Raw genomic sequence first — 22,144 nt, 5'->3', positions numbered from 1 at the left:
CCGTAAATTATAATTAAGCAGTTACTTCAATTGGTAATGGAATTTGATTTTGAAGCAAATCTTCAAATTTTTCGTGAGCTCTAATCAGGTAGCCCTTACCATTTTTCCACAATACTTCAGCAGGCTTGTATCGTGAGTTATAGTTGGAAGACATAGAAAAGCAATAAGCTCCCGCATTATGGAAGGATAAAATATCCCCTTCTTTGATCTCAGCAATTCTGCGATTGTTGGCAAAAGTATCTGTTTCACAAATATAACCTACCACGGAATAAAAACGTTCTTTCCCTTTAGGATTAGAAATGTTTTCGATATAGTGTTGTGATCCGTAGAACATGGGGCGGATTAAATGATTGAATCCACTGTCTATTCCTGCAAATACTGTTGAAGTAGTTTGTTTCACTACATTTACTTTCGTTAAAAAATAACCAGCTTGACTTACTAAAAATTTTCCAGGTTCAAAAATAAGAGTCAGGTCTTTGCCGTATTCTACACAAAAGGCATTGAAACGTTTGGATAATTTTTTACCCAACTCTTCAATATCCGTTTCAATATCGTCTTTTTTGTACGGTACTTTGAAACCACTTCCAAAATCTAAGAATTCTAAATTTTTAAAGTTTTTGGCGGCGTCAAAAAGAATCTCTGCAGCATACAAGAATACTTCGATATCCAAGATATCTGATCCGGTATGCATATGAATTCCCACAATATTCATTTTAGTATTTTCAACAATACGCACTAAATGTGGTAATTGATGAATAGAGATTCCAAATTTACTATCAATATGTCCTACAGAAATATTGGTATTTCCTCCAGCCATTACGTGAGGATTAATACGAATACAAACCGGCACATTAGGATGTTTTGTTCCAAATTGTTCCAAGATAGATAAATTGTCTATGTTGATTTGCACTCCTAAAGCGTTCACTGCTTCAATTTCTTCTAGCGATACACCATTGGGCGTGTAAAAAATCCTGTCGGGTTCGAAACCTGCATGCAACCCCAATTGCACTTCTTGAATAGAAACAGTATCTAGACCTGCTCCCATTTCTTTCATGAGTTGAAGAATCGCTACGTTTGAAAGCGCTTTCATGGCATAATTAATGCGTAGTTTTTCAACTTTTGAAAAAGCTTTTGTTAAGCGTGCAAATTGTGATTGAATTTTTTCTGCATCATATACATATAGCGGGGTTCCAAATTCCTCGGCTAGTTGAAGTAGGTCTTTTCCTTGCATTATCTTTTGTTTTTTTGCAAATTTATTACAGTTTCTTTTGGTAGCCAAATATAAAACAAAATATAACATAATATAACAAATTGTTTTAATAATTGCCTCGAATAATAAAAAAACAATTTTTTATAACAAAAAAAATCCCTTGACTTCATTACAAAGCCAAGAGATTTAAAAAAAAATGGTTCGGTTATACACCAGGCAAATCTCCTTTGCCTTTGGTTGGCAAATTGGTCGACCCCATTAGAAACAAATCTACTTCTCTAGCCGCTTCTCTACCTTCAGAGATAGCCCAAACAATTAGAGATTGTCCTCGTCTCATATCACCAGCCGTAAAAATATGCGGCACATTGGTTTGATATTGGGTAGCCTTATAATTACTTCTTACATCGGTTTCAATACCTAATTGTTCAGCTAAGGTTTTTTCTGGACCGGTAAAACCAAGAGCCAATAGGGCCAAATCACATGGCCATATTTTTTCGGATCCTTCTTTTTCAATTAATTCAGGTCGTTGTCCAGGTACCATTTTCCAAGCTACTTCTACCGTTTTTAGTGCGGTCAACTCCCCTTTTTCATTGGCAATAAACTCTTTAGTATTGATTAACCAATTTCTATTACAACCTTCTTCATGCGAGGATGAAGTTTTCAATTGTAAGGGCCAAAACGGCCAAGGAGTTGAGGGGCTACGTCCAACAGGAGGTTTAGGCATAATCTCAAAATTAGTAACCGTCAAAGCGCCTTGTCTGTTAGAGGTTCCGATACAGTCTGAACCGGTATCACCACCTCCAATTACGATAACATTTTTACCCGTAGCCGTTATTTGATCCGGAATAACTTCTCCATACAGCACTTTGGTTTGTTGGGTCAAGAAATCCATAGCTTGAACCACGCCTTTACTGTCAGCACCTTTGGTTGGCAAACCTCTTCTTTCGGTTGCCCCACCACAAAGTACCACTGAATCAAATTTCTTTAACTCTTCTACAGAAAAATTAACCCCCACATTAATATTGGTTTTGAAAACAATTCCCTCTGCTTCTAAAATTGCAACCCTTCTATCAATTATTCCTTTTTCAAGTTTAAAGTTAGGAATTCCATAACGCAACAACCCACCTATAGCGTTGTCTCTTTCAAAAACGGTTACCGTATGACCCGCTCTATTTAATTGCTGTGCTGCAGCCAATCCTGCAGGTCCTGACCCAACTACAGCAACCGTTTTACCAGTTCTTACAGCTGGTGGTTGTGGTTTGATCCAACCTTCGGCAAAACCGCGTTCTACAATATTTTTCTCAATATTTTCAATGGCTATCGGTTCCTTGATGATACCTAACACGCATGATTTTTCACAAGGTGCCGGACACAATCTACCTGTAAATTCAGGGAAATTATTGGTAGACTGCAAAATCGCCAAAGCATTTTCCCATTCTTCCTGATGCACCATATCATTAAAATCGGGAATTAAATTCCCTAAAGGACAAGAACTGTGGCAAAAAGGAATACCACAATCCATACATCGAGACCCCTGTTCTTTAATTTTTTCTTTAGGCAGTGCAATAGTAAACTCATTATAGTGCGTAAGGCGTTCTTCAACTGCTACATTACTTTCATCTGCTCTATTATATTCTTTAAATCCTCCTATTTTTCCCATGATTATTGTGCTATTAATTCTTCAACTTCTTTTTCTAAAGCAATTCGTTGCAACGCCTTTTTGTAATCGGTTGGCATCACTTTAACGAAATGTTCGACTTGATTTTCCCAATCTGCCAATATTCTTTTGGCTAAAGGACTACTAGTATACAAAGAGTGATTTTTAATTAAACGTCTTAATTTTACAATATCATCGTCTTCTAAGGTTTCAAAAGCTACCATTTCCATATTACAAATAGTGGCATCGAATTTTTTATTTGGATCAAACACATATGCAATACCTCCACTCATACCTGCGGCGAAGTTGCGACCCGTTTTGCCCAACACTACCACTGTTCCACCAGTCATATATTCACAGCCGTGATCTCCAATTCCTTCTACTACCGCTGTAGCACCAGAATTTCTCACACAGAAACGTTCTCCAGCCATTCCGTTGATGTAAGCTTCACCGGTAATCGCTCCATATAAAGCTACGTTTCCAACTATAATATTTTCTTCAGGAGCAAAAGTTGCCGTTGGTGGTACTTTAATAATTAGCTTACCACCAGAAAGTCCTTTTCCTAAATAATCATTACAGTTGCCATGAATCTTAAACGACAATCCGTTGGTAGCAAAGGCACCAAAACTTTGTCCGGCCGACCCCGTAAAATCAACTAAAATAGTGTCTTCTGGCAACCCTTGAGCCCCGTAAATCTTAGAGATTTCATTACTCAAAATAGCCCCAACAGAACGGTCTGTATTTTTAATATCAAAAGTTACTCGCGTACGTTCTTTACGGTAAATTGAAGGAATTGCTGCCTTTATGATATCAAAATCCAACACTTTTTCCAATTCATGATCTTGGCCCATCGTATTGTGATTCGGAACGATTTTGGCTTTTTCTGGTTTGTATAATATGGTTGACAAGTCCAATCCCATCGCTTTATAATGCGCAATGGCTTTGTTCACATTCAGTTTTTGTGACTGCCCAACCATTTCTTTTAAGGTTCTGAATCCTAACTGAGCCATGATTTGTCTTAACTCTTCAGCAATGAAATACATAAAATTGATTACATGCTCTGGCGTACCTTTAAAATTCTTACGCAATTCAGGGTCTTGTGTAGCAATACCTACCGGACAAGTATTGAGATGACAAGCACGCATCATAATACAACCTGACGCCACTAATGGAGCCGTAGCAAAACCAAACTCTTCTGCTCCTAACAAGGCAGCTATAGCCACATCTCGTCCTGTTTTTAATTGTCCATCACATTCTAACACCACACGGCTTCTTAAATCATTTAAGATTAAGGTTTGTTGTGCTTCTGCTAATCCTAATTCCCATGGAATACCCGTATGAGTTAGAGAAGTCAAAGGTGCCGCTCCAGTACCACCATCATACCCTGAAATTAGAATAACATCGGCTTTGGCTTTGGCTACCCCAGCAGCGATAGTCCCTACTCCCACTTCGGATACCAATTTCACATTGATTCTCGCCTCTCTATTGGCATTTTTCAAATCAAAAATCAATTGAGATAAATCTTCAATGGAGTAAATATCATGGTGAGGAGGTGGTGAAATCAAACCTACATAAGGGGTAGAATTTCGAGTAGCAGCAATCCAAGGCACTACTTTTTCACCCGGCAATTGTCCGCCTTCGCCAGGCTTAGCACCTTGTGCCATTTTGATTTGAATCTCCTTGGCATTGGTCAAATAATTAATAGACACTCCAAATCGTCCTGAAGCCACTTGCTTGATAGCACTGTTTTTGGAGTCACCATTTAATTCTTTTTGGAAACGTTTTGGGTCTTCTCCCCCTTCTCCTGAATTACTTTTCCCTCCAATACGATTCATGGCAATAGCCAAATTTTCATGAGCCTCTTGGCTAATAGAACCATAAGACATCGCTCCTGTTTTAAATCGCTTAACGATCTCTGTCCATGGCTCTACTTCGTCTATATCAATTGGATCTAGGTTATTGAACTCAAACAAACCACGAATGGTCATCAAATTGGCGCTTTGTTCGTTCACCATTTTTGAATACTCCGCATAACTTTCTGGACTGTTCAAACGAACCGCTTGTTGTAATTTGGAAATCGTGGTAGGATTGAACATATGCTTTTCGCCATTGCGACGCCATCTGTATATCCCTCCAATTTCCAAAGGCAAAAGATTAGCTACTTTTGAATTCGGGAAAGCTTTTTGGAAACGTTTTTTCACTTCTTTTTCCACTTCCATCAATCCAATTCCTTCAATTCGAGAAGGGGTATAAGGAAAATATTTTGAAGTAAACGATTTGTTCAAGCCTAAAATCTCGAAAATCTGTGCCGCTCTATACGAATGTAGGGTAGAAATACCGATTTTGTTCATGATTTTCAAAATCCCTTTTCCTATCGCTTTGTTGTAATTTTTGATAGCATACTCGGCTTTGATGCCTTCAATTTGCCCTGAATTAACTTGGTCGCGAATAATCTCATTCACCATATACGGATTTATCGCACTAGCTCCATAACCAAAAAGCAAGGCAAAATGATGCGGTTCACGAGGCTCTGCTGATTCTATTACGATACCAAATTTAGAACGTACTTTTAACTGATTTAAGGTATGGTGAATATAGGAACAGGCTAACAACATTGGGATGGGCGCCATTGTCTCGCTTACCCCTCTATCGGATAAAATCACAATATTGGCTCCTTCATTTACTGCTTTAAAGGTAGCTTGTACACATTTTTCCAAGGCGTGTTCTAGTCCATTGGCCCCTTTTTGAATTTTGTAAAGAGTAGAAATGGTTACCGATTTAAAATCAGCATGTTCAATAGAACGTATTTTCTCTAAATCTTCTTTAGAAATAATTGGGTTTTGAATTTTTAATTTTCGGCATTGTTTGGCATCAATTTCAAAAATGTTATAATCGCCACCTATCGCTAATCCGATATCCGTGATAATCTCTTCACGTATACCATCCAAAGGTGGATTGGTTACTTGCGCAAACAATTGTTTAAAGTAATTGTACAACAATTGAGGCTGATCCGACAATACAGCCAAGGGCGTATCATTCCCCATGGAGCTGATCGCTTCATTACCTGTTGCCGCCATTGGGTTGATAATGGTTTTTAAGTCCTCGATAGTGTACCCAAACATACGCTGACGAGTTTCAAAATCCAAAGCTTCAACAGGAAGCGGATTATTTGTATAAGGAATACTAGCAAGCTGTAGTAAGTTTTCGTCCAGCCATTTTTGATAGGGGCGCTTGGTAACGATGGCATGCTTTACCTCATCGTCTTCGATGATACGACCTGCATTCATATCTACTAAAAACATTTTCCCTGGCTCCAATCGACCATGTTGTACTACATCTTCAGGTTTGATATCTAAAACTCCGATTTCGGAAGACATGATTACAAAACCGCTTTTTGTTAACGTATATCTAGAAGGACGAAGACCATTGCGATCCAGTAAGGCACCAATCACATTCCCATCGGTAAATGGAATGGAAGCAGGTCCGTCCCAAGGCTCCATGATACAGGAATTGTATTCATAGAAGGCTCTTTTTTCTGGGGTCATATTTTGGTGTTTTTCCCAAGCTTCTGGCACTACCATCATCATCACTTCAGGCAAACTACGTCCAGTCATCAACAACAATTCAATCACCATATCCATGGAAGCCGAATCAGATTTACCCTCTAAAATAATTGGAAATAATTTTTTTAGATCCTCTCCAAAAACATCGCTCTTCATGAGTTCTTCACGAGCACGCATACGACTCACATTGCCACGCAAAGTGTTGATTTCACCATTGTGACACATATATCGAAAAGGCTGAGCTAAATCCCAAGAAGGAAAAGTATTGGTAGAGAATCGTTGGTGCACTAAAGCCAATCGAGTTACCAAATCATCATCTAGTAAATCTGTATAATATCGACTGATGTCTTCGGGCATCAACAAACCTTTATATATAATAGTTGTTGTTGAAAAACTTGAAAAGTAAAACATGTGGCTTTCCGAAGTTTTGGAGTTACGAATAGCATGCTCTGCAATTTTACGAGCAGCAAACATTTTGGCATTAAATTGTTGCTCCGAAAGCTCCAAACCATTTTTACCAACAAATACTTGTTTAATCGTAGGTTCTTTATCAGCTGCAATTTGACCAAGATTAGAATCGTCTACCGGTACATCACGCCATCCTAAAATGGATAAGTTTTGATCCTGAATGGCTTTTTCAAAAGTAGTTTGACAAAAAAAGACTTGGTTTTTACTTTTGGGCATAAACACCATTCCCACTGCATACTCTTTAGGAGCAGGAAGATCAAAATCACATACTTTTTTGAAAAAAGTGTGCGGAATATCAAAAAGGATTCCTGCACCATCTCCGGTTCTACCATCTGAGCTAACTGCTCCTCTATGTTCTAATTTGATTAAAATGTCTAATGCCTTATGAATAATATCATTCGATTTGATTCCATTCAAATTACAAATAAAACCAGCACCGCAATTGTCATGTTCAAATTCGGGCAAATAAAGACCTTGCTGTTCAACTTTCATGCTTCTATTTTTTTTTACAAAAATAAGGATTTGATAAAAAAACATCAGCAATTTCAAGCAAGTAACTGCTATTTTTACTATATTTTCAAAATTTTATTAACGAATTAACAATAGCGAAATTTTACCCACCAACTTTTATCATATTCATAATTTAAAATCTCAAAAAACAATTTAATATAAGAATTTTATTACTTTTTAAAATATACTTAAAGTAAACTTTCAAAATATCACAAAATTGTCTTAGTATTTTACATTTTCAAAACATGAGGTTTGAATTAGGAATTATATTCAAAATTTTAGGCTTTTTTTAAGTTAAAAAAAATAATTTTAAATTAAGTTTAATTTTCTATTTTTGTCGCACTTTGAATCTGAAAACGTTTTCAGAGAAAGGTCAAATTTTATAAACGTTATGAATATACACGAATATCAAGGAAAAGAAATTTTAGCGAGCTATGGCGTTCGAATTCAACGCGGAATCGTGGCTAACAATGCTGTGGAAGCGGTAGCTGCAGCAAAACAATTAACTGCTGAAACTGGAACAGGTTGGCATGTCATCAAAGCTCAAATTCACGCTGGTGGACGCGGAAAAGGCGGTGGAGTAAAATTGGCCAAAAACTTGCAACAAGTAGAAGAACTTGCTCAACAAATTATTGGCATGCAGTTGATCACACCTCAAACGCCTGCCGAAGGAAAAAAAGTACACAAAGTATTAGTTGCAGAAGACGTTTACTATCCTGGCGAAAGTGAAACTTCAGAATTCTACGTTTCTGTTTTATTGAACCGAGCTACAGGACGCAACATGATTATGTATTCTACCGAAGGGGGAATGGATATCGAAGAAGTTGCGGAACACACGCCTCACTTGATTTTCACTGAAGAAATTGACCCTGCTGTTGGCTTACAAGGTTTCCAAGCCAGAAGAATCGCTTTCAACTTAGGCCTTTCGGGTAATGCCTTCAAAGAAATGGTAAAATTCATCGATGCTTTGTACAATGCTTATGTGGGATCAGACGCCTCAATGTTTGAAATCAATCCAGTATTGAAAACTTCCGATAATAAAATCATGGCAGTTGATGCTAAAGTAAATATTGACGATAACGCCTTATTCAGACAAGCTAAAATTGCGGATATGCGTGACATCCGCGAAGAAAACCCAATCGAAGTAGAAGCCAAGGAAGTAGGATTAAACTATGTAGATCTTGACGGTACTGTTGGTTGTATGGTGAATGGTGCTGGATTAGCCATGGCAACGATGGATTTGATTAAGTATGCTGGTTTTGAACCGGCAAACTTCCTAGACGTTGGAGGAACCGCTGATGCTAAACGTGTGGAAACAGCTTTCCGTATCATCTTAAAAGATCCAAACGTAAAAGCAATCTTAATCAACATTTTTGGAGGAATTGTTCGTTGTGACCGTGTGGCGCAAGGTGTAGTAGACGCTTACAAAAACATGGGCGATGCAATTCAAGTACCAATTATTGTACGTTTACAAGGAACTAATGCAGCTATTGCCAAAGAATTGATTGATAATTCTGGTATGCCTATTTTATCTGCAGTAGAATTCCAAGAAGCAGCTGATCAAGTAAAAGCAGCGTTGTCATAATGCAACATAAATTACAAAACAAAAAATCCTGTTTACAAAACTACGTAAACAGGATTTTTTTTGATAGTTGAAATAAAAAAGTATATTCTAAGCTCCAATTTCTTGAAGTTGTTCGGATTCATATCTATGCAACCCCACATGTTGTTTTTGTGCTAACACATAAAGCGCTTTAGCCACCTTCGCACTGTCAATAGCTCGGTAGCGCTTTAATTCCCCCAACAGAACAAAAGAAAAAAGCTTCATAAAAAAAGCCCCTACAATTTCTCCCAAACGGAATTCGGAACGGTTTCCTAACAACAATGAAGGCCTTACAATAATAGTGGCATCAAAATTCAATCCTTCCAAAGCGGTTTCAACCTCCCCTTTCGTCTTTAAATAAAAATTAGAAGTTTGGGGTTGCGCACCCAATGAGGAAACTATAAGACATTGCTTGAAGTGATTAGCTTTTGCAAGTTGTGCAATAGTAAAAGGGTATTCATAATCAACTTTACGGAAAGCCTCTTGGCTTCCTGCCTTTTTAATAGTTGTTCCAATAGTACAAAATAAATCATCTCCCTTTACTAAGTGTTTATAGGAATCAGGGGTATCGAAATCAATATTGAACTCTTGCAACTTAGGATGCGTTTTCTCAGTGCTGCGTTTTACCAATGCAATCACCTTTTCATAACGATCGCTCTCCAACAACAAATCCAACAATTGCCCACCAATCAACCCAGTACTTCCAATAATTAAGGCTGTCTTCATGGCTAATCCTATTTTTTACTCTTTCCGTTATTAAACTTAACATTTTCCACAACCTGAATCTTTGGAGCTGTTTTGGAAGTATTTTTTTTAAACGGTTTTCCACCTTTGGCTGCATTGCGTGGCGCTTTTGGAAGAGCTTTAAGAGATGGATTCGCACTACCCGTGCTCTTGTCTTTGCCAATTCTTATGCGATTTTCAGACAATACCTCTATAGGATTTTTTGGGTGTTCTTTGGTACCTCGTAAGTGAATTACTAATCCATTTAAAAAATTGCGCAATACTTGATCCCCACATTCAACAAAATTAGGATGGTTTTCATTTCTAAAAAAAGCACCTAATTCGGATTTTGAAATTCGAAAATCCACTAACTGCAATATTTCTACAATTTGCTCATCTCGTAATTGCAAAGCAACTCTAAGTTTTTTTAAGATATCGTTGTTATTCATCATTATCAATTTTAAGAAAACAAAGGTAGAGTAAATTTCACAAGGCCATTTATCTAATTATAAATATTACCAATAAAAAAAAGCAGTAGTGATCGAAATCACTACTGCCTCAACTAAATCCTGAGTATAATATAGTTTATAACGGTAAGTTTACGACATCAGACTTGCTATTTTTATTTTAGATTGTTAAAACAACCTTTTCATTCACACAAGACTTTCTTTAATTGAAACTATATAGTACGACAAAATTTCTCTCTACGATTAGACAAAAATTAAACACACCCCCTCCTTACAACAAGTCTGCTTTTGCGTTTTTATGCGCTTTATGAGTTGATGAATAATTTTTTAACACTACTTTATAACCAAAACTTCAAAAAACGCACAATAAATCACAATAAATAAGTTTTTATTTAATAAATTTAAGACTAAATTATTAACTTCATAAAAAAACAACCAAATGCATTTATCATGTTATACGATTATAATTATAAATGTATATTGCATCATTATTAACAATTAATTAACTGTATTAACTATTTTTTTTATGAAACACCAAAAACTATATTATTTAGTAGTATTGTTTTTAGCAAGTTACTTTTCGCTATTGGCACAAGAAAAAACCATTAGCGGACTTGTTAAAGATGTATCAGGAGCCCCTATACCTGAAGTCACCGTAGTTGTAAAGGGGAGTCAAAAATCTGTAGTGACAGATTTTGATGGTAAATTTGAAATCAATACTGCCAATGGCAGCACCCTTGTGTTCTCAAGTTTAGGTTACACAACCGAAGAGCGAAAAGTTACCGGCACCAAAATAAATGTAGTGCTTACTGAAGAAACTAAACAATTAGAAAATGTAGTGGTAACGGCTTTAGGAATTAAAAGAGATCAAAAATCCTTAGGATACGCTAATCAAAAAGTAAAGACCGCCGATGTCATAACGGTTAGAGAAACAGATATCAATAATGCTCTAGCTGGTAAAGTGGCAGGAGTTCAATTCATAGGCTCTCCTAGTGGTGATTTTAGACAATCTCTTTTAAGGCTAAGAGGAAACACAGGAGTTCTATTTGTAGTAGACAATATTAAAGTAGCTAGCATAAGTGACATCAACCCAGAAAGTATAGAAAACATAAATGTTTTAAAAGGCTTATCTGCAACAGCATTATTTGGGCCTGACGGAAGAAATGGAGCCGTTGTAATTACAACTAAAAAAGGAAAGAAAGGAAAAACCACTATTGAGTTTAATCAAAGTACCTCTTTAGAAACTGCTTATTTATTCCCCGAATTTCAAAATGAATATGGTGGAGGATATTCTCAAACTTTCCAGAAATTCGTTTACAATCCCGCTACCGATCCTGCTTCTTTTGCTGCTTTTAACGGTCAAGACATGGTGGATTATGGAGCAGATGAAAGTTGGGGGCCCAGAATGCAAGGTCAACTTGTTAGGGCTTGGAATTCTTGGGAACCTGGAACACCTGAATTTGGAAAACTAACCCCTTTTGTGGCAAACCCAAACAACATTAGAGATTTCTACGATACAGGTTACACAAATAGAACTAGTCTTGGATTTGGAAAAGCAAACGACGATTATTCAATTAACTTGGGTATTGTAAGAACAGACCGCAAAGGCATAGTTCCAAATACTGAGCGCGAACAATACGATTTTAATTTAAATGCCGAAGTAAAGCTAACGGAAAAATTCAAAATATTCTCTACAATTTTATTTCAAAATAGATTCACTAAAGGATACAATGACAACAATACGGTGTTAGCAACTACTTCTAGTTTAAGACAGTGGTTTCAACGTCAGTTGAATATGGCAGAATTACGCAACTATAAAGTAAACGGAAAAATACTTACTTGGAACAGAAATAGTGCCCGAGACGGAAGATCGGCACAATGGAACTCCCCCTACTTTGATCAATACGAACAAGTAAACAAAGAATCACTTACTTCTTTCAATGGGAGAATTGGAGCAACTTATGATTTTTCAAAAAATTTCAGCACTACTTTTGAGGCTAGAAAAACAGCAATAAATTCCGCTTACAATGACATTACTTATGCATGGGGAGGATATGATGTTCCTAGATATGAAGAAAGTTTGAATTCAACCAATAAAGAAGAATTATTTGGAATAGCTAATTACAAAAACACCTTAGGAAAGTTTGATTTTAATTTTCAAGGAGGGTTTGAATTTCAATATTTCGATAGAAAGTATATGTTAAACAACACAGTAAATGGATTAACAATTGAAAACTTTTACAGTATTGCGACTTCTAAAGATGCGCCATATATTGAAAACAGAAGATTTGAAAGTAAAAACAGAGCCCTTTTCGCAACAGCTTCTATTGGATACGACAATTTCGCTTACATCGATGGTTCGATTCGTAAAGACTGGAACTCTACAGCTTATGAAAACGACAATAGTGTAGTAACAAAATCAATCTCAGGCAGCATAATTTTTAGTCACTTTATTCCTGATAATAATATTTTATCCTTTGGTAAATTAAGAGCGGGATTTGCACAAGGACCTTCTTTTCCTGGGATTTACGATACCAATCCAATTTACACTATACAAGCACCGTACGGAAGTTTCCCTGTTTCTTCAACACAAGCAGTTCCAGCTAACCCATTCTTAACTGGAGCCAAGAGAGACGAATTTGAAGCCGGTATAGAACTAAAATTTATCAAAAACCGCCTAGGCCTTGATGTGTCATACTTTGAAAGAACCGACAACAATTTACCGAGTTTAATTTCTTTAGATCCAGCAACAGGCTCTACAGGAATTAGAGCAAATCAAGGAAAACAAAGAGCAAAAGGATTTGAGTTTGCCTTGAGTGGCACACCTATCAAAACAGATACTTTCGAATGGAACTTAACAGCAAACTTAGCAACTCTTGATCGCAAAGTACTATATATTGGAGACAACATTCTGCAAAACATTATTCAAAGCAGAGGTTCAAATCAAGGAAACATCCAATTAGTTGAAAGAAAAGGAGAAAAATGGGGTGCAATTTATGGCACTAGAATCAAAAGGGATGCTAATGGAAAAGCAATTCTTACTTCAACGGGTAACTTTGTAAGAGAACAAGGAGCCTATCTAGGTAATGTTCTCCCAGAATTCACAGGAGGTTTTTCTACTTCATTCACTTATAAAAATTTTGACCTTAACTTAGGTTTCGATTTCCAAAAAGGAGGAAAATATTACTCAGTATCAAACTCATTAATTAATAGAACAGGTCTTGGAATCGAAACTGTAGGAAATAATGATTTAGGAAACCCAAAACGCGACCCCGTGGTGGATGTAAACGGTGTAATTAAAACATCTGGCGCAATTCTAAACAGCCAAGCTGCTTCAAACACAGGAGGATTATTAGTTAGCGGTGTATCTGAAACAACTGGTCAAGATATCGAATACCGTATTAATACTTCATCCTATTATGCAAACATTAGAAGTATAGCAGAACCATTCTTGGAAGATGCAACTTATGTTAAACTTAGAACTCTAAGATTGGGGTATACTTTTGACAAAACTAAGTTATCAAGCTTGCCTTTTGAAAAACTCAATTTGGCAGTTTACGCTAATAACCTTTGGTTGATTTATGCAGCAAACAGAGATATCGATCCTTCTGAGCTGCAATCTTACCAAACAGGACAATCTACACCTTTTATTGAAGCAGGTCAATTGCCTAACTCTAGATCAATTGGTTTGAATATTGTATTAACTTTTTAATAATTCCAAATGAAAAAAATATTTTGTAGACTACTAGTTGCTACAATTTTCGCAACAATTAGTTTTTCATGTGAAAATGTTGATTTTGGCGACACTAATGTAAACCCTAATTCGCCATCAACAGCAAATACAGCTTCGTTGTTAACAGGTGCACAACGTTCAATGGTGGGGATTTTTACAGCTCCAGAGCCATTAATTTATGTACAATACCTAACGAATGGATTGTATCCAAAAGAAACTATTTATGATCAATTGAATTTTGAATACACCACCAATTACGTTAATATATTAAGCAATTTAGAACAAGTAATTTATCTGAATAAAAATACCGATACTGCACCAAGTGCAGCCGCCAATGGTTCTAACAAAAATCAAATTGCAGTAGCGACAATTCTCAAAGTTTTTACTTTTCAAAACATAACCGATCGTTGGGGCATGATACCTTATACTGAATCATTACAAGGAGTTAAAGCTACTACACCAAAATTCGATACACAAGAAGCTATCTATGATGGTTTGTTTAAAGAATTAGAAACTGCTATTACAATGATAGATGCTGGGGCAGGCCCTAAAGGAGATGTTATCTTAAAAGGTAACATGAACGAGTGGAAACGTTTTGCAAATACCTTAAAAATGACAATGTCTTTACGCCTTTCTAAAAAATTCCCTGCCGCTGGTGGATATGCTGCAACAAAATTTAACGAAGCTCTAAATGCCGGGACTATCAATGCTAATGCTCAAAATTTTGTATTCCCATATATTGCCGATGAGAATCATGACAATCCTTGGCAAGATCGTTTTGAGACTAGATCAGATTATTTGATGAGCGCCCCCTTTGTAAACATGTTGATAGGAACAGGAACAAACATTGCACCACAAGATCCAAGATTGGAAAAATTTGCAGACAAAGCAACAAACGGAGGTATTTATAAAGGCGGTAATACTTCAGACGTACCAAACACCGTGGCTAACTGTTCTTTCATTACGAAAGATATAATCAAAAACGCAACAGCCCCCTCATTCATATATACATACGCCCAAATTTGTTTTGCAAAAGCCGAAGCCGTTACTTTAGGATGGATAACAGGTAATGCAACTACATTTTATAATGATGGTGTTAGAGCATCAATGGCACAATGGAATGTAGCATCCACTGCTGCTGAATTGTATTTAACCCAAATGCCTTATATTGATGTAAATTCGATTGCAAAACAAAAATATATTGCTCTGTTTATGCAAGGTTACGAAGGCTGGAACGAATGGAGACGTTTCGGTATGACCGCAGTACCTTTAACCAAACCAACCGGCACTATCAACGGAAAAGATATCCCTCAAAGACAAGCTTATGGTGCTAGTGTAAAAACACTTAATTTACTAAACTATGAAGAAGCTGTTAAAGCGCAAGGAGCTGATGATTTAGATACCAAAGTATGGTGGGCCAAATAAAATAGTTTCACCCATAACAATAAAAAACCTCTATTGAAATTCAATAGAGGTTTTTTTGTATATCAAAATGAAAAATTGTCGTGCAAACCAATTTCTAGTCTTAACAATTATCTTTTTATTAATAACTCTTCTAACACTTCGCCTTCGGTACCGTTAGGAAACGTAATCTTTAGCATTTTGGACAAGGTTGGAGCAATAGTGGTGATGTACTCTTTTTTATACGATTCGCCTTTGGGAATTTTCCAACCGTAAAACAGCAAAGGCACGTTGGTGTCATAACTATTAGGACTACCGTGTGTAGTACCTGTTTCATTATACTCCATATAGCCTGTGCGATGCAATAGCACCAAATCGCCATTTTGTTTGGGATCAAATCCTCTAAAAATAAAATCCAAAGTATAATCTCCTCCTGAAGAGGCTAAAATTTCTTCCTCCGTATAGACACGTCTAATATAAGGTTGCGTCATCATAAACGTTTTGAACTGCTGTTTCACCAAACTAAAATCCAAGCCTTTAGACTGCACTGCTTCTCTATCAAAATACACATTGTAATTGGAATAATTGCGCACCAAATTTACCCCATAAGTCGCCACCGAAAATTGCTCTAAAGACTTTTGTATGGTCTTGGTGGGGACATTGCTAACATTGTATTTTTGATCTCTCAGAAAAACAGCATTTTCAGCCGCAGCATGGTCCGCTGTTAAAAAAAGCAAATAATTCCCTTTACCAACTTTAGCATCCAAATAATCCATCATCTTGCCCAAAGTAAGATCCAAGCGCAAATACGTATCCTGCGTTTCCATGGCACGTGTGCCAAAAGTATGCCCAATATAATCTGTAGAAGAAAAACTAACGGTCAAAAAATCAGTACTATCATCTTTTCCTAGATCTTCCTTTTCAATGGCTTTTAGAGCTAAATCCGCTAAGATATCATTTCCATAAGGAGTGGTTCTTAAAATTCCCGCACCCGACTCTTGATACAATTTATTCAAATCATACGAAAAAACAGGTGGTTTCGACTTATCGATTCGTCCCTCATAAGGATTATCATCCGAGAGGCTTTCATTATAATCCTTGGCGGGTCTCAACAAACTCCAACCTTTTTGAATATATTTTAAATAGTGCTGCTCTTCGTTGAATTTCACCACCCATCCCGGTATTTCATTTCCATAAAAAGTACTCGAAATAAAATCGCCCGTATTGCTATACCAAAACGCCCAATTGGCAAAATGACCTGCTGGCAAAATAGCCCCACGATCTTTGATACTCATACCTATAACCTTTCCCTTGAAATTGGTAGCCAATCGTAATTCATCGGTTACCGTAGTTGCTAAAAGATTTTTGGGCGACATTTTCCCCTCTTTTTCTGACCCTTTTACCAATGATTGTACGGCATCATCATCGGTACAATATAAATTTTTACCAGTAGCTTTATTAAACCACTCATTGCCAACAATACCATGAATGGCTGGGGTAGTCCCAGTATAAATAGACGCATGGCCTGGAGCCGTATAAGTAGGCATATAATTATAGTTCATGTTGTAGAACGTGTACCCATTTTGCATTAAGCGCTTAAACCCATTTTCTGAATAATCTTCATAAAACCGATCCAAATACTCAGTTTTCATCTGATCTACAACAATACCCACTACCAATTTGGGACGCTGCTGTGCATTGGCAACAAGAACCAATTGCAGGACCACACAAGCTATTAGTTTTTTCATAGTACAAAAATTTAGTAGACAAATGTAGGAAACATAATCCATAAAAAATTAAAATGAATACAACGCCCTTACAAAAAACAATTTGATAACATTCGAAAAACATTTCGGCAAGCAACTTTTTTTAATATCATAAAGTCCTCTCAAATTCAATAATGAAAACAACACAGTTGATAATTATTATCCGTTTCCATCTTGTATTTTCCTAATTTTGCAAATGGAAACAACTATCGGCTTGCACTAGTCCAATTTAAAACGAAAGAGGAATGAAATTGCGAAAACTTCAAACGAACACTACTTTAGAATTTTACATCCCTGACTTTACCTCAGAGATGGAAATTCCTTTTGCAGACATAGGTATTAGTGCTGGTTTTCCCTCACCTGCCGACGATTTTATAGAATTAAGCATTGATCTTAACAAACACCTGATCAAACATAGAGACAGTACCTTTTTTGCCAAAGTAAAAGGAGACTCGATGAAAAATGCCGGGATCTCTGATGGCGATCTTTTGGTAATAGATAAAAGTATGGAACCTCTGGATGGTAAAATTGCAATATGTCAAATTGATGGAGAATTTACTGTAAAGCGTATTAAGATTGAAAAAGACGTAGTTTGGTTAATTGCCGAAAACGAAGCCTACGCTCCCATTAAAGTCACTCCTGACAATCAATTCATGATTTGGGGTATCGTCATGCATTGCATCAAATCATTTTAATCAAATCATAGATAACAGATTATTTACCGCTTTTGGCTCCCTTTAGGGTCAGGGGTTAAACCAAAAACTTACCCTAAACCCGATAACTGAACACTTTGAAACTGAATACTTTGAAACTGAACACTTTGAAACTGAACACTGAATACTAAAATAATGTACGCTTTAGTCGATTGCAATAACTTTTACGCTTCATGCCAACGCGTATTCGAACCTCGTTTGATAGGAAAACCAGTAGTCATACTATCCAACAACGATGGGTGTGTTATCGCGCGTTCCAATGAGGCCAAAGCCTTGGGTATCCCCATGGGCGCCCCCGCATTCGAGTACAAAAAGCTTTTTGAAAAACACAACGTATTTGTATACTCATCAAATTATGCTTTGTATGGCGACATGAGCAGCCGGGTGATGAACATCCTATCAACCTACACCCCAGAGATCGAAATCTACAGCATCGATGAAGCTTTTATGAAATTCAAGGGTTTTGACTACGTTAAGCTAGAAGATTATGGCAAAGAAATTCAACGTACCGTAACCAAAAACACTGGTATCCCCATCAGCCTAGGTCTAGCTCCTACTAAAGCGTTAGCTAAGATTGCTAATAAAATTGCAAAAAAATTCCCCGATCGCACCCAAAGCGTATATATCATAGATACCGAAGAAAAAAGAATAAAGGCCCTCAAATGGACCAAAATAGAAGACGTTTGGGGCATTGGCCGCAAACACACCAAACGCTTACAAGCCAAGCAAATCTTCAACGCTCACCAATTCACCCAACTCCCAGATGAGTGGGTCCGTAAAGAAATGGCTGTAGTCGGGCTGAGGCTAAAACACGAATTGGAAGGCAAACCCACTTTGGACCTAGAAACGCCTAAAAGCAAAAAAACGATTGCTACTACCCGGTCGTTTGAAAAACCCATGTCCCAACTCGAGGATCTTTCCGAACGTGTAGCCACGTTTACCGCTTCTTGCGCACAAAAACTCCGCAAACAAAACAGTCATTGCAACATGATTATGGTCTTTGTCCACACCAATAACTTCAGAAAAGACCAACCTCAGTATTCTCGCAACATTGTGGTCAAAACCGACTTTCCCACCAACTCCACCATCGAGCTGAACCGTTATGCCCAAATCGGACTTAAAGCGATTTTCAAAGAAGGCTACCTCTACAAAAAAGCAGGTGTCATCGTCATGGGCCTTACTCCCAACAACGAAACCCAACTTTCGTTGTTCAACACTAGTAACCCCAAACACCAGCCGTTAATGAGCGTCATCGATAAACTTAACCTATCCTACGGTAGCAACAAAATTAAATTTGGCACTCAATCTTTGGGCCGCCAATGGAAAATGAAACAAGAAAAACTCTCTCCAAGTTTCACTACTAAAATTAGTGATATCATTACAATCAATGTAGAGTAATCTAATAAAAGTTGCATATATTTAGCAAAACAAAGAGCGCGATGCAACTTCCATATACTCCTCTTTGGGGTGTTCTGAAGCAAATGTATTTCTTGTTAAAAAAGCATTGTGCTTTATTTAAGCCGATAAAAAGGAAAAACAAATAAATATGAAACTGTACTTTTTACTTTGTATTGCAATTACTTTAAATTCATTTTCACAAGTAAAAATCATACACGGAGAAATAAAAGATGCCGAGAACAAAACCCTTCTGCAATATGCTAATATTGGAATACCAAATAAAAATACTGGAACAGTATCCAATTCTGATGGAAAATTTTCTTTAAAAATAAATGACAATATTAATGAAAATGATATTGTGTCGTTTTCATATGTTGGATACGAAACGAAAAAAATTGCAATAGGAAAACTTAATCTTTTGAATAATGTGATTGAATTAGTTCCTGAAAAGCACCAATTAAATGAAGGTGTGGTAAAACTTGTCAAACCCAAACCCTATATCCTTGGAAGAAATTCAAAAGGTTTGGGACTTATGCATACTAATTTTTATACATTTTACGAAAAAGATGTGGATGATCGCTTAAGCAAAGAAATCGGTATGAAATTCCAACTGAAAAAAAAATTGTAAAATAAATGATTTAAATTCCAACATCACTTCAAATGAATTTAGTTCTCTAAAATTCAGATTGAATTTTTATAAAGTAGAAAAAGGGTTACCCAAACAACTTATTGTGGATAAAGATATTATATTTGAAATTAAAGATGAGTACAAAGGTTGGTTCCATTTAGACTTAAAACCATATGAAATCTATTTAAACAAAGAAACGGAAGATATTGCCATCACCATTCAATGGGTTGAAAGCCAAAAAACGAACAAGAAAAGCAAATATTTTGCAATATCAACAGCAGCATCGGCAACGGAAACAAGCTTTTTTAGAGAAAAATCAATGGACAGTTGGAAAAAAAATGGGCAAAGTTTGAGTTTTTACTTAAACACAATGTGTAACTAAAAAAAGGAACTCAACCAAAGACGCTGTAAAACTTAACAAAACAGTTAAAAATCAAATAATGAAAAAAAATTTGTTTTTCCTTTTCTCACTACAATGCACTTTTACATTTGCCCAAAAGGAACTCACATTGAAAGTGCATTACCATCCTGAAATGAGTTATTACCAAACCCTCCATCAATCTTCCGAAATGAGTATGAAATACTCAGGTTCGGAAGAAATACTCCAAAAATTAAAAGAAAAAGGGATTCAAAACCCAACAATTACCAATAATCATTTAAAATTTGAAATGGTTTTGAAAACAGGAAAAGTAACCGATAAAAACAATTTCCCTCTAACAATGGAAGTTATCAATACAACAAGCAGTGATGGTAAAAAACCTTTTCCAGACAATACTATAATTTATGGCACCGGAACCACGGATAACTTACCAAAATTAGACTCTATTGTTTCAAAAAACATTGATGAAGAATACAAAAAAGCATTACTTCACACCCTTCAAAGCACATTTTCTCAATTATCCTTTCCAGAAAAAAAATTAAAAATTGGGGATAGCTTTTCGCAAGAATCTCCTTTATCAATTCCAATAGCAGGAGTTAACATTAAAATGAACATAACCACTACCTATAAATTATTAAGTATAAACAATAATAAAGGTAATCTGGATGTCGACATTAACTTTTCAATGGATTCTGCTATTTCTAATTACGATGTCATTGCCAAAGGTCATGGAAAAGGGATAATGGTCTATGACATGAATACCCAATTTCTTTCTAAATACGAAACAGAAAACGTTATGGAAATGACAGTAAAAACAGAAAAAATAAATTTAGAGTTAACCTCAAAAATCGGCTATATACAAACCGTGACGGCATCTAAAAACCATAAAAAAAAATCAACATAAGTTAATTAGCTAGCCAAACAACTAAAAAAACAACAATGATCAATCACCAGTCAAAATCAATTGATTCCTTAATAACAAATCGCCCTAATTAACTAGCTCTTGAACAACTTCTAACTCACTTATAAAACAGAAGTATTTTTCGCAAACTTATGTCTTGATGACCAACAGCCACCTCATAATGGAACACCAGAATTTCTATAATCCAAATAACTTTTGAATTCAAAAGAGTATTTTTACAAAAAAATGTAAAAATGGACATAGAAAAACTAAAGTACCCAATAGGGACATTCACACCTCCAAACCACATAACCAAACAAAACCTCGAGCAATGGATTGCTACTCTCGATAGCTTTCCGGCTGTGCTCTTTACTGAAGTAGCAAATTTAACATCAGATCAACTGGACACACCATATCGACCACAAGGTTGGACTATTAGGCAGGTGATCCATCACTGTGCAGACAGCCACATAAACAGTCTAATACGTTTAAAATTGGCATTAACAGAGGAAAACCCTACAATTAAACCTTATGAAGAAGCACGTTGGGCAGAACTCGAAGACAGTAAAAAAATGGGTATTGAACCTAGTTTAAAAATAATAGAAGGCATCCATAAACGATGGGTTGCACTTTTAAAAAATAGTTCAGAAGACACATTATCCAGAACTTTTTATCACCCAGAAAATAAACGCACCACAAGAATCGACGAACACATTGGATTATATGCATGGCATTGCAACCATCATCTAGCTCACATTCAATTAGCCAAAAAAAACATACGCTAATTAATTATCTCCATTTTCCTCATAGTTGACGTTTAATTAGACGTAAAAAGAGTACAAGATACAAACCCCCACAATCAAAAGAAAAAGGGATTTTAAAGCATCTCAAAATATTGCAGTACTCCCGAAGTCTCGGGACTCAGGCGGGGTAACTTCTCTTTATGGACTATATTTTTGCCTTGATCCCTTTTTAGACTAACTACTATTTATGCTTAATTTTTGCTACTCCACAGGTTTTTGCC

General features: G+C 36.4%; 15 protein-coding genes. 9 read left to right on the top strand and 6 right to left on the bottom strand.

Going from position 1 to position 22,144, the window contains the following annotated elements:
- Positions 1–13 precede the first annotated feature (13 nt).
- The 3 genes from lysA to gltB all read right to left on the bottom strand — a co-directional run bounded on the left by lysA (position 14) and on the right by gltB (position 7,390).
- Positions 14–1,231: a diaminopimelate decarboxylase gene (gene lysA, locus ACZIX2_RS06115; RefSeq protein ID WP_463339207.1), complete on the bottom strand. Its 1,218-nt coding sequence runs from the start codon at positions 1,229–1,231 to the stop codon at positions 14–16.
- A gap of 184 nt (positions 1,232–1,415) precedes the next feature.
- Positions 1,416–2,870 carry a glutamate synthase subunit beta gene (locus ACZIX2_RS06110; RefSeq protein ID WP_463339206.1) on the bottom strand — a complete coding sequence of 485 codons (1,455 nt, stop codon included), beginning with the start codon at positions 2,868–2,870 and terminating at the stop codon, positions 1,416–1,418.
- Positions 2,871–2,872: 2 nt separating this feature from the next.
- Positions 2,873–7,390: a glutamate synthase large subunit gene (gene gltB / locus ACZIX2_RS06105; RefSeq protein ID WP_463339205.1), complete on the bottom strand. Its 4,518-nt coding sequence runs from the start codon at positions 7,388–7,390 to the stop codon at positions 2,873–2,875.
- A 409-nt stretch (positions 7,391–7,799) separates the two neighbouring features.
- Here gltB and sucC point away from each other — a divergent pair, with 409 nt between their 5' ends.
- The gene (gene sucC / locus ACZIX2_RS06100) at positions 7,800–8,993 is read left to right on the top strand and encodes an ADP-forming succinate--CoA ligase subunit beta (protein ID WP_463339204.1); all 1,194 of its coding nucleotides are present in this window, start codon (positions 7,800–7,802) and stop codon (positions 8,991–8,993) included.
- Between the two features lie 87 nt (positions 8,994–9,080).
- Here the strand turns inward: sucC and ACZIX2_RS06095 are convergent, their stop codons facing one another.
- Positions 9,081–9,737, bottom strand: a complete 657-nt coding sequence (locus ACZIX2_RS06095) for an NAD(P)H-binding protein (RefSeq protein WP_463339203.1) — start codon at positions 9,735–9,737, stop codon at positions 9,081–9,083.
- Between the two features lie 8 nt (positions 9,738–9,745).
- Complete coding sequence (locus ACZIX2_RS06090) at positions 9,746–10,183, bottom strand: DUF1456 family protein (RefSeq protein WP_463339354.1); 438 nt, start codon at positions 10,181–10,183, stop codon at positions 9,746–9,748.
- Between the two features lie 544 nt (positions 10,184–10,727).
- Here ACZIX2_RS06090 and ACZIX2_RS06085 point away from each other — a divergent pair.
- Positions 10,728–13,913 carry a SusC/RagA family TonB-linked outer membrane protein gene (locus ACZIX2_RS06085; protein WP_463339202.1) on the top strand — a complete coding sequence of 1,062 codons (3,186 nt, stop codon included), beginning with the start codon at positions 10,728–10,730 and terminating at the stop codon, positions 13,911–13,913.
- A 9-nt stretch (positions 13,914–13,922) separates the two neighbouring features.
- A complete protein-coding gene (locus ACZIX2_RS06080; RefSeq protein ID WP_463339201.1) occupies positions 13,923–15,359 on the top strand; it encodes a SusD/RagB family nutrient-binding outer membrane lipoprotein in 1,437 nt (478 codons plus the stop codon).
- Between the two features lie 107 nt (positions 15,360–15,466).
- Here the strand turns inward: ACZIX2_RS06080 and pafA are convergent, their stop codons facing one another.
- Positions 15,467–17,083, bottom strand: a complete 1,617-nt coding sequence (gene pafA, locus ACZIX2_RS06075; protein ID WP_463339200.1) for an alkaline phosphatase PafA — start codon at positions 17,081–17,083, stop codon at positions 15,467–15,469.
- 263 nt (positions 17,084–17,346) lie between these two features.
- On the opposite strand from pafA, the gene ACZIX2_RS06070 reads away from it, so the two are divergent.
- The 6 genes from ACZIX2_RS06070 to ACZIX2_RS06045 all read left to right on the top strand — a co-directional run bounded on the left by ACZIX2_RS06070 (position 17,347) and on the right by ACZIX2_RS06045 (position 21,905).
- Positions 17,347–17,796, top strand: a complete 450-nt coding sequence (locus tag ACZIX2_RS06070) for a LexA family protein (RefSeq protein ID WP_463339199.1) — start codon at positions 17,347–17,349, stop codon at positions 17,794–17,796.
- A gap of 153 nt (positions 17,797–17,949) precedes the next feature.
- On the top strand, positions 17,950–19,212 hold the full coding sequence (locus ACZIX2_RS06065) for a Y-family DNA polymerase (RefSeq protein WP_463339198.1): 1,263 nt from the start codon (positions 17,950–17,952) through the stop codon (positions 19,210–19,212).
- 148 nt (positions 19,213–19,360) lie between these two features.
- Positions 19,361–19,840, top strand: a complete 480-nt coding sequence (locus tag ACZIX2_RS06060) for a carboxypeptidase-like regulatory domain-containing protein (protein ID WP_463339197.1) — start codon at positions 19,361–19,363, stop codon at positions 19,838–19,840.
- A gap of 103 nt (positions 19,841–19,943) precedes the next feature.
- Positions 19,944–20,222, top strand: coding sequence for a hypothetical protein (locus ACZIX2_RS06055; RefSeq protein WP_463339196.1), 279 nt, complete (start codon positions 19,944–19,946; stop codon positions 20,220–20,222).
- Between the two features lie 58 nt (positions 20,223–20,280).
- Positions 20,281–21,123, top strand: a complete 843-nt coding sequence (locus ACZIX2_RS06050) for a hypothetical protein (RefSeq protein WP_463339195.1) — start codon at positions 20,281–20,283, stop codon at positions 21,121–21,123.
- A gap of 251 nt (positions 21,124–21,374) precedes the next feature.
- Positions 21,375–21,905, top strand: coding sequence for a YfiT family bacillithiol transferase (locus ACZIX2_RS06045; protein WP_463339194.1), 531 nt, complete (start codon positions 21,375–21,377; stop codon positions 21,903–21,905).
- Positions 21,906–22,144: the final 239 nt, after the last annotated feature.

The sequence above is a fragment of the Flavobacterium riviphilum genome (assembly GCF_055231795.1).
Note: the sequence above shows the minus strand (reverse complement) of the source record. Positions and strands in the feature narration are given on the sequence as shown.

Bases quoted from the DNA above. Each gene is read 5' to 3' on its own strand.
- ACZIX2_RS06095 (WP_463339203.1), bottom strand. From the start codon at position 9,737: ATGAAGACAGCCTTAATTATTGGAAGTACTGGGTTGATTGGTGGGCAA.
- ACZIX2_RS06050 (WP_463339195.1), top strand. From the start codon at position 20,281: ATGAAAAAAAATTTGTTTTTCCTTTTCTCACTACAATGCACTTTTACA.
- ACZIX2_RS06085 (WP_463339202.1), top strand. From the start codon at position 10,728: ATGAAACACCAAAAACTATATTATTTAGTAGTATTGTTTTTAGCAAGT.
- ACZIX2_RS06065 (WP_463339198.1), top strand. From the start codon at position 17,950: ATGTACGCTTTAGTCGATTGCAATAACTTTTACGCTTCATGCCAACGC.
- ACZIX2_RS06090 (WP_463339354.1), bottom strand. From the start codon at position 10,183: ATGAATAACAACGATATCTTAAAAAAACTTAGAGTTGCTTTGCAATTA.
- lysA (WP_463339207.1), bottom strand. From the start codon at position 1,231: ATGCAAGGAAAAGACCTACTTCAACTAGCCGAGGAATTTGGAACCCCG.
- gltB (WP_463339205.1), bottom strand. From the start codon at position 7,390: ATGAAAGTTGAACAGCAAGGTCTTTATTTGCCCGAATTTGAACATGAC.
- ACZIX2_RS06060 (WP_463339197.1), top strand. From the start codon at position 19,361: ATGAAACTGTACTTTTTACTTTGTATTGCAATTACTTTAAATTCATTT.
- ACZIX2_RS06110 (WP_463339206.1), bottom strand. From the start codon at position 2,870: ATGGGAAAAATAGGAGGATTTAAAGAATATAATAGAGCAGATGAAAGT.
- ACZIX2_RS06080 (WP_463339201.1), top strand. From the start codon at position 13,923: ATGAAAAAAATATTTTGTAGACTACTAGTTGCTACAATTTTCGCAACA.
- ACZIX2_RS06070 (WP_463339199.1), top strand. From the start codon at position 17,347: ATGAAATTGCGAAAACTTCAAACGAACACTACTTTAGAATTTTACATC.
- pafA (WP_463339200.1), bottom strand. From the start codon at position 17,083: ATGAAAAAACTAATAGCTTGTGTGGTCCTGCAATTGGTTCTTGTTGCC.
- sucC (WP_463339204.1), top strand. From the start codon at position 7,800: ATGAATATACACGAATATCAAGGAAAAGAAATTTTAGCGAGCTATGGC.
- ACZIX2_RS06045 (WP_463339194.1), top strand. From the start codon at position 21,375: ATGGACATAGAAAAACTAAAGTACCCAATAGGGACATTCACACCTCCA.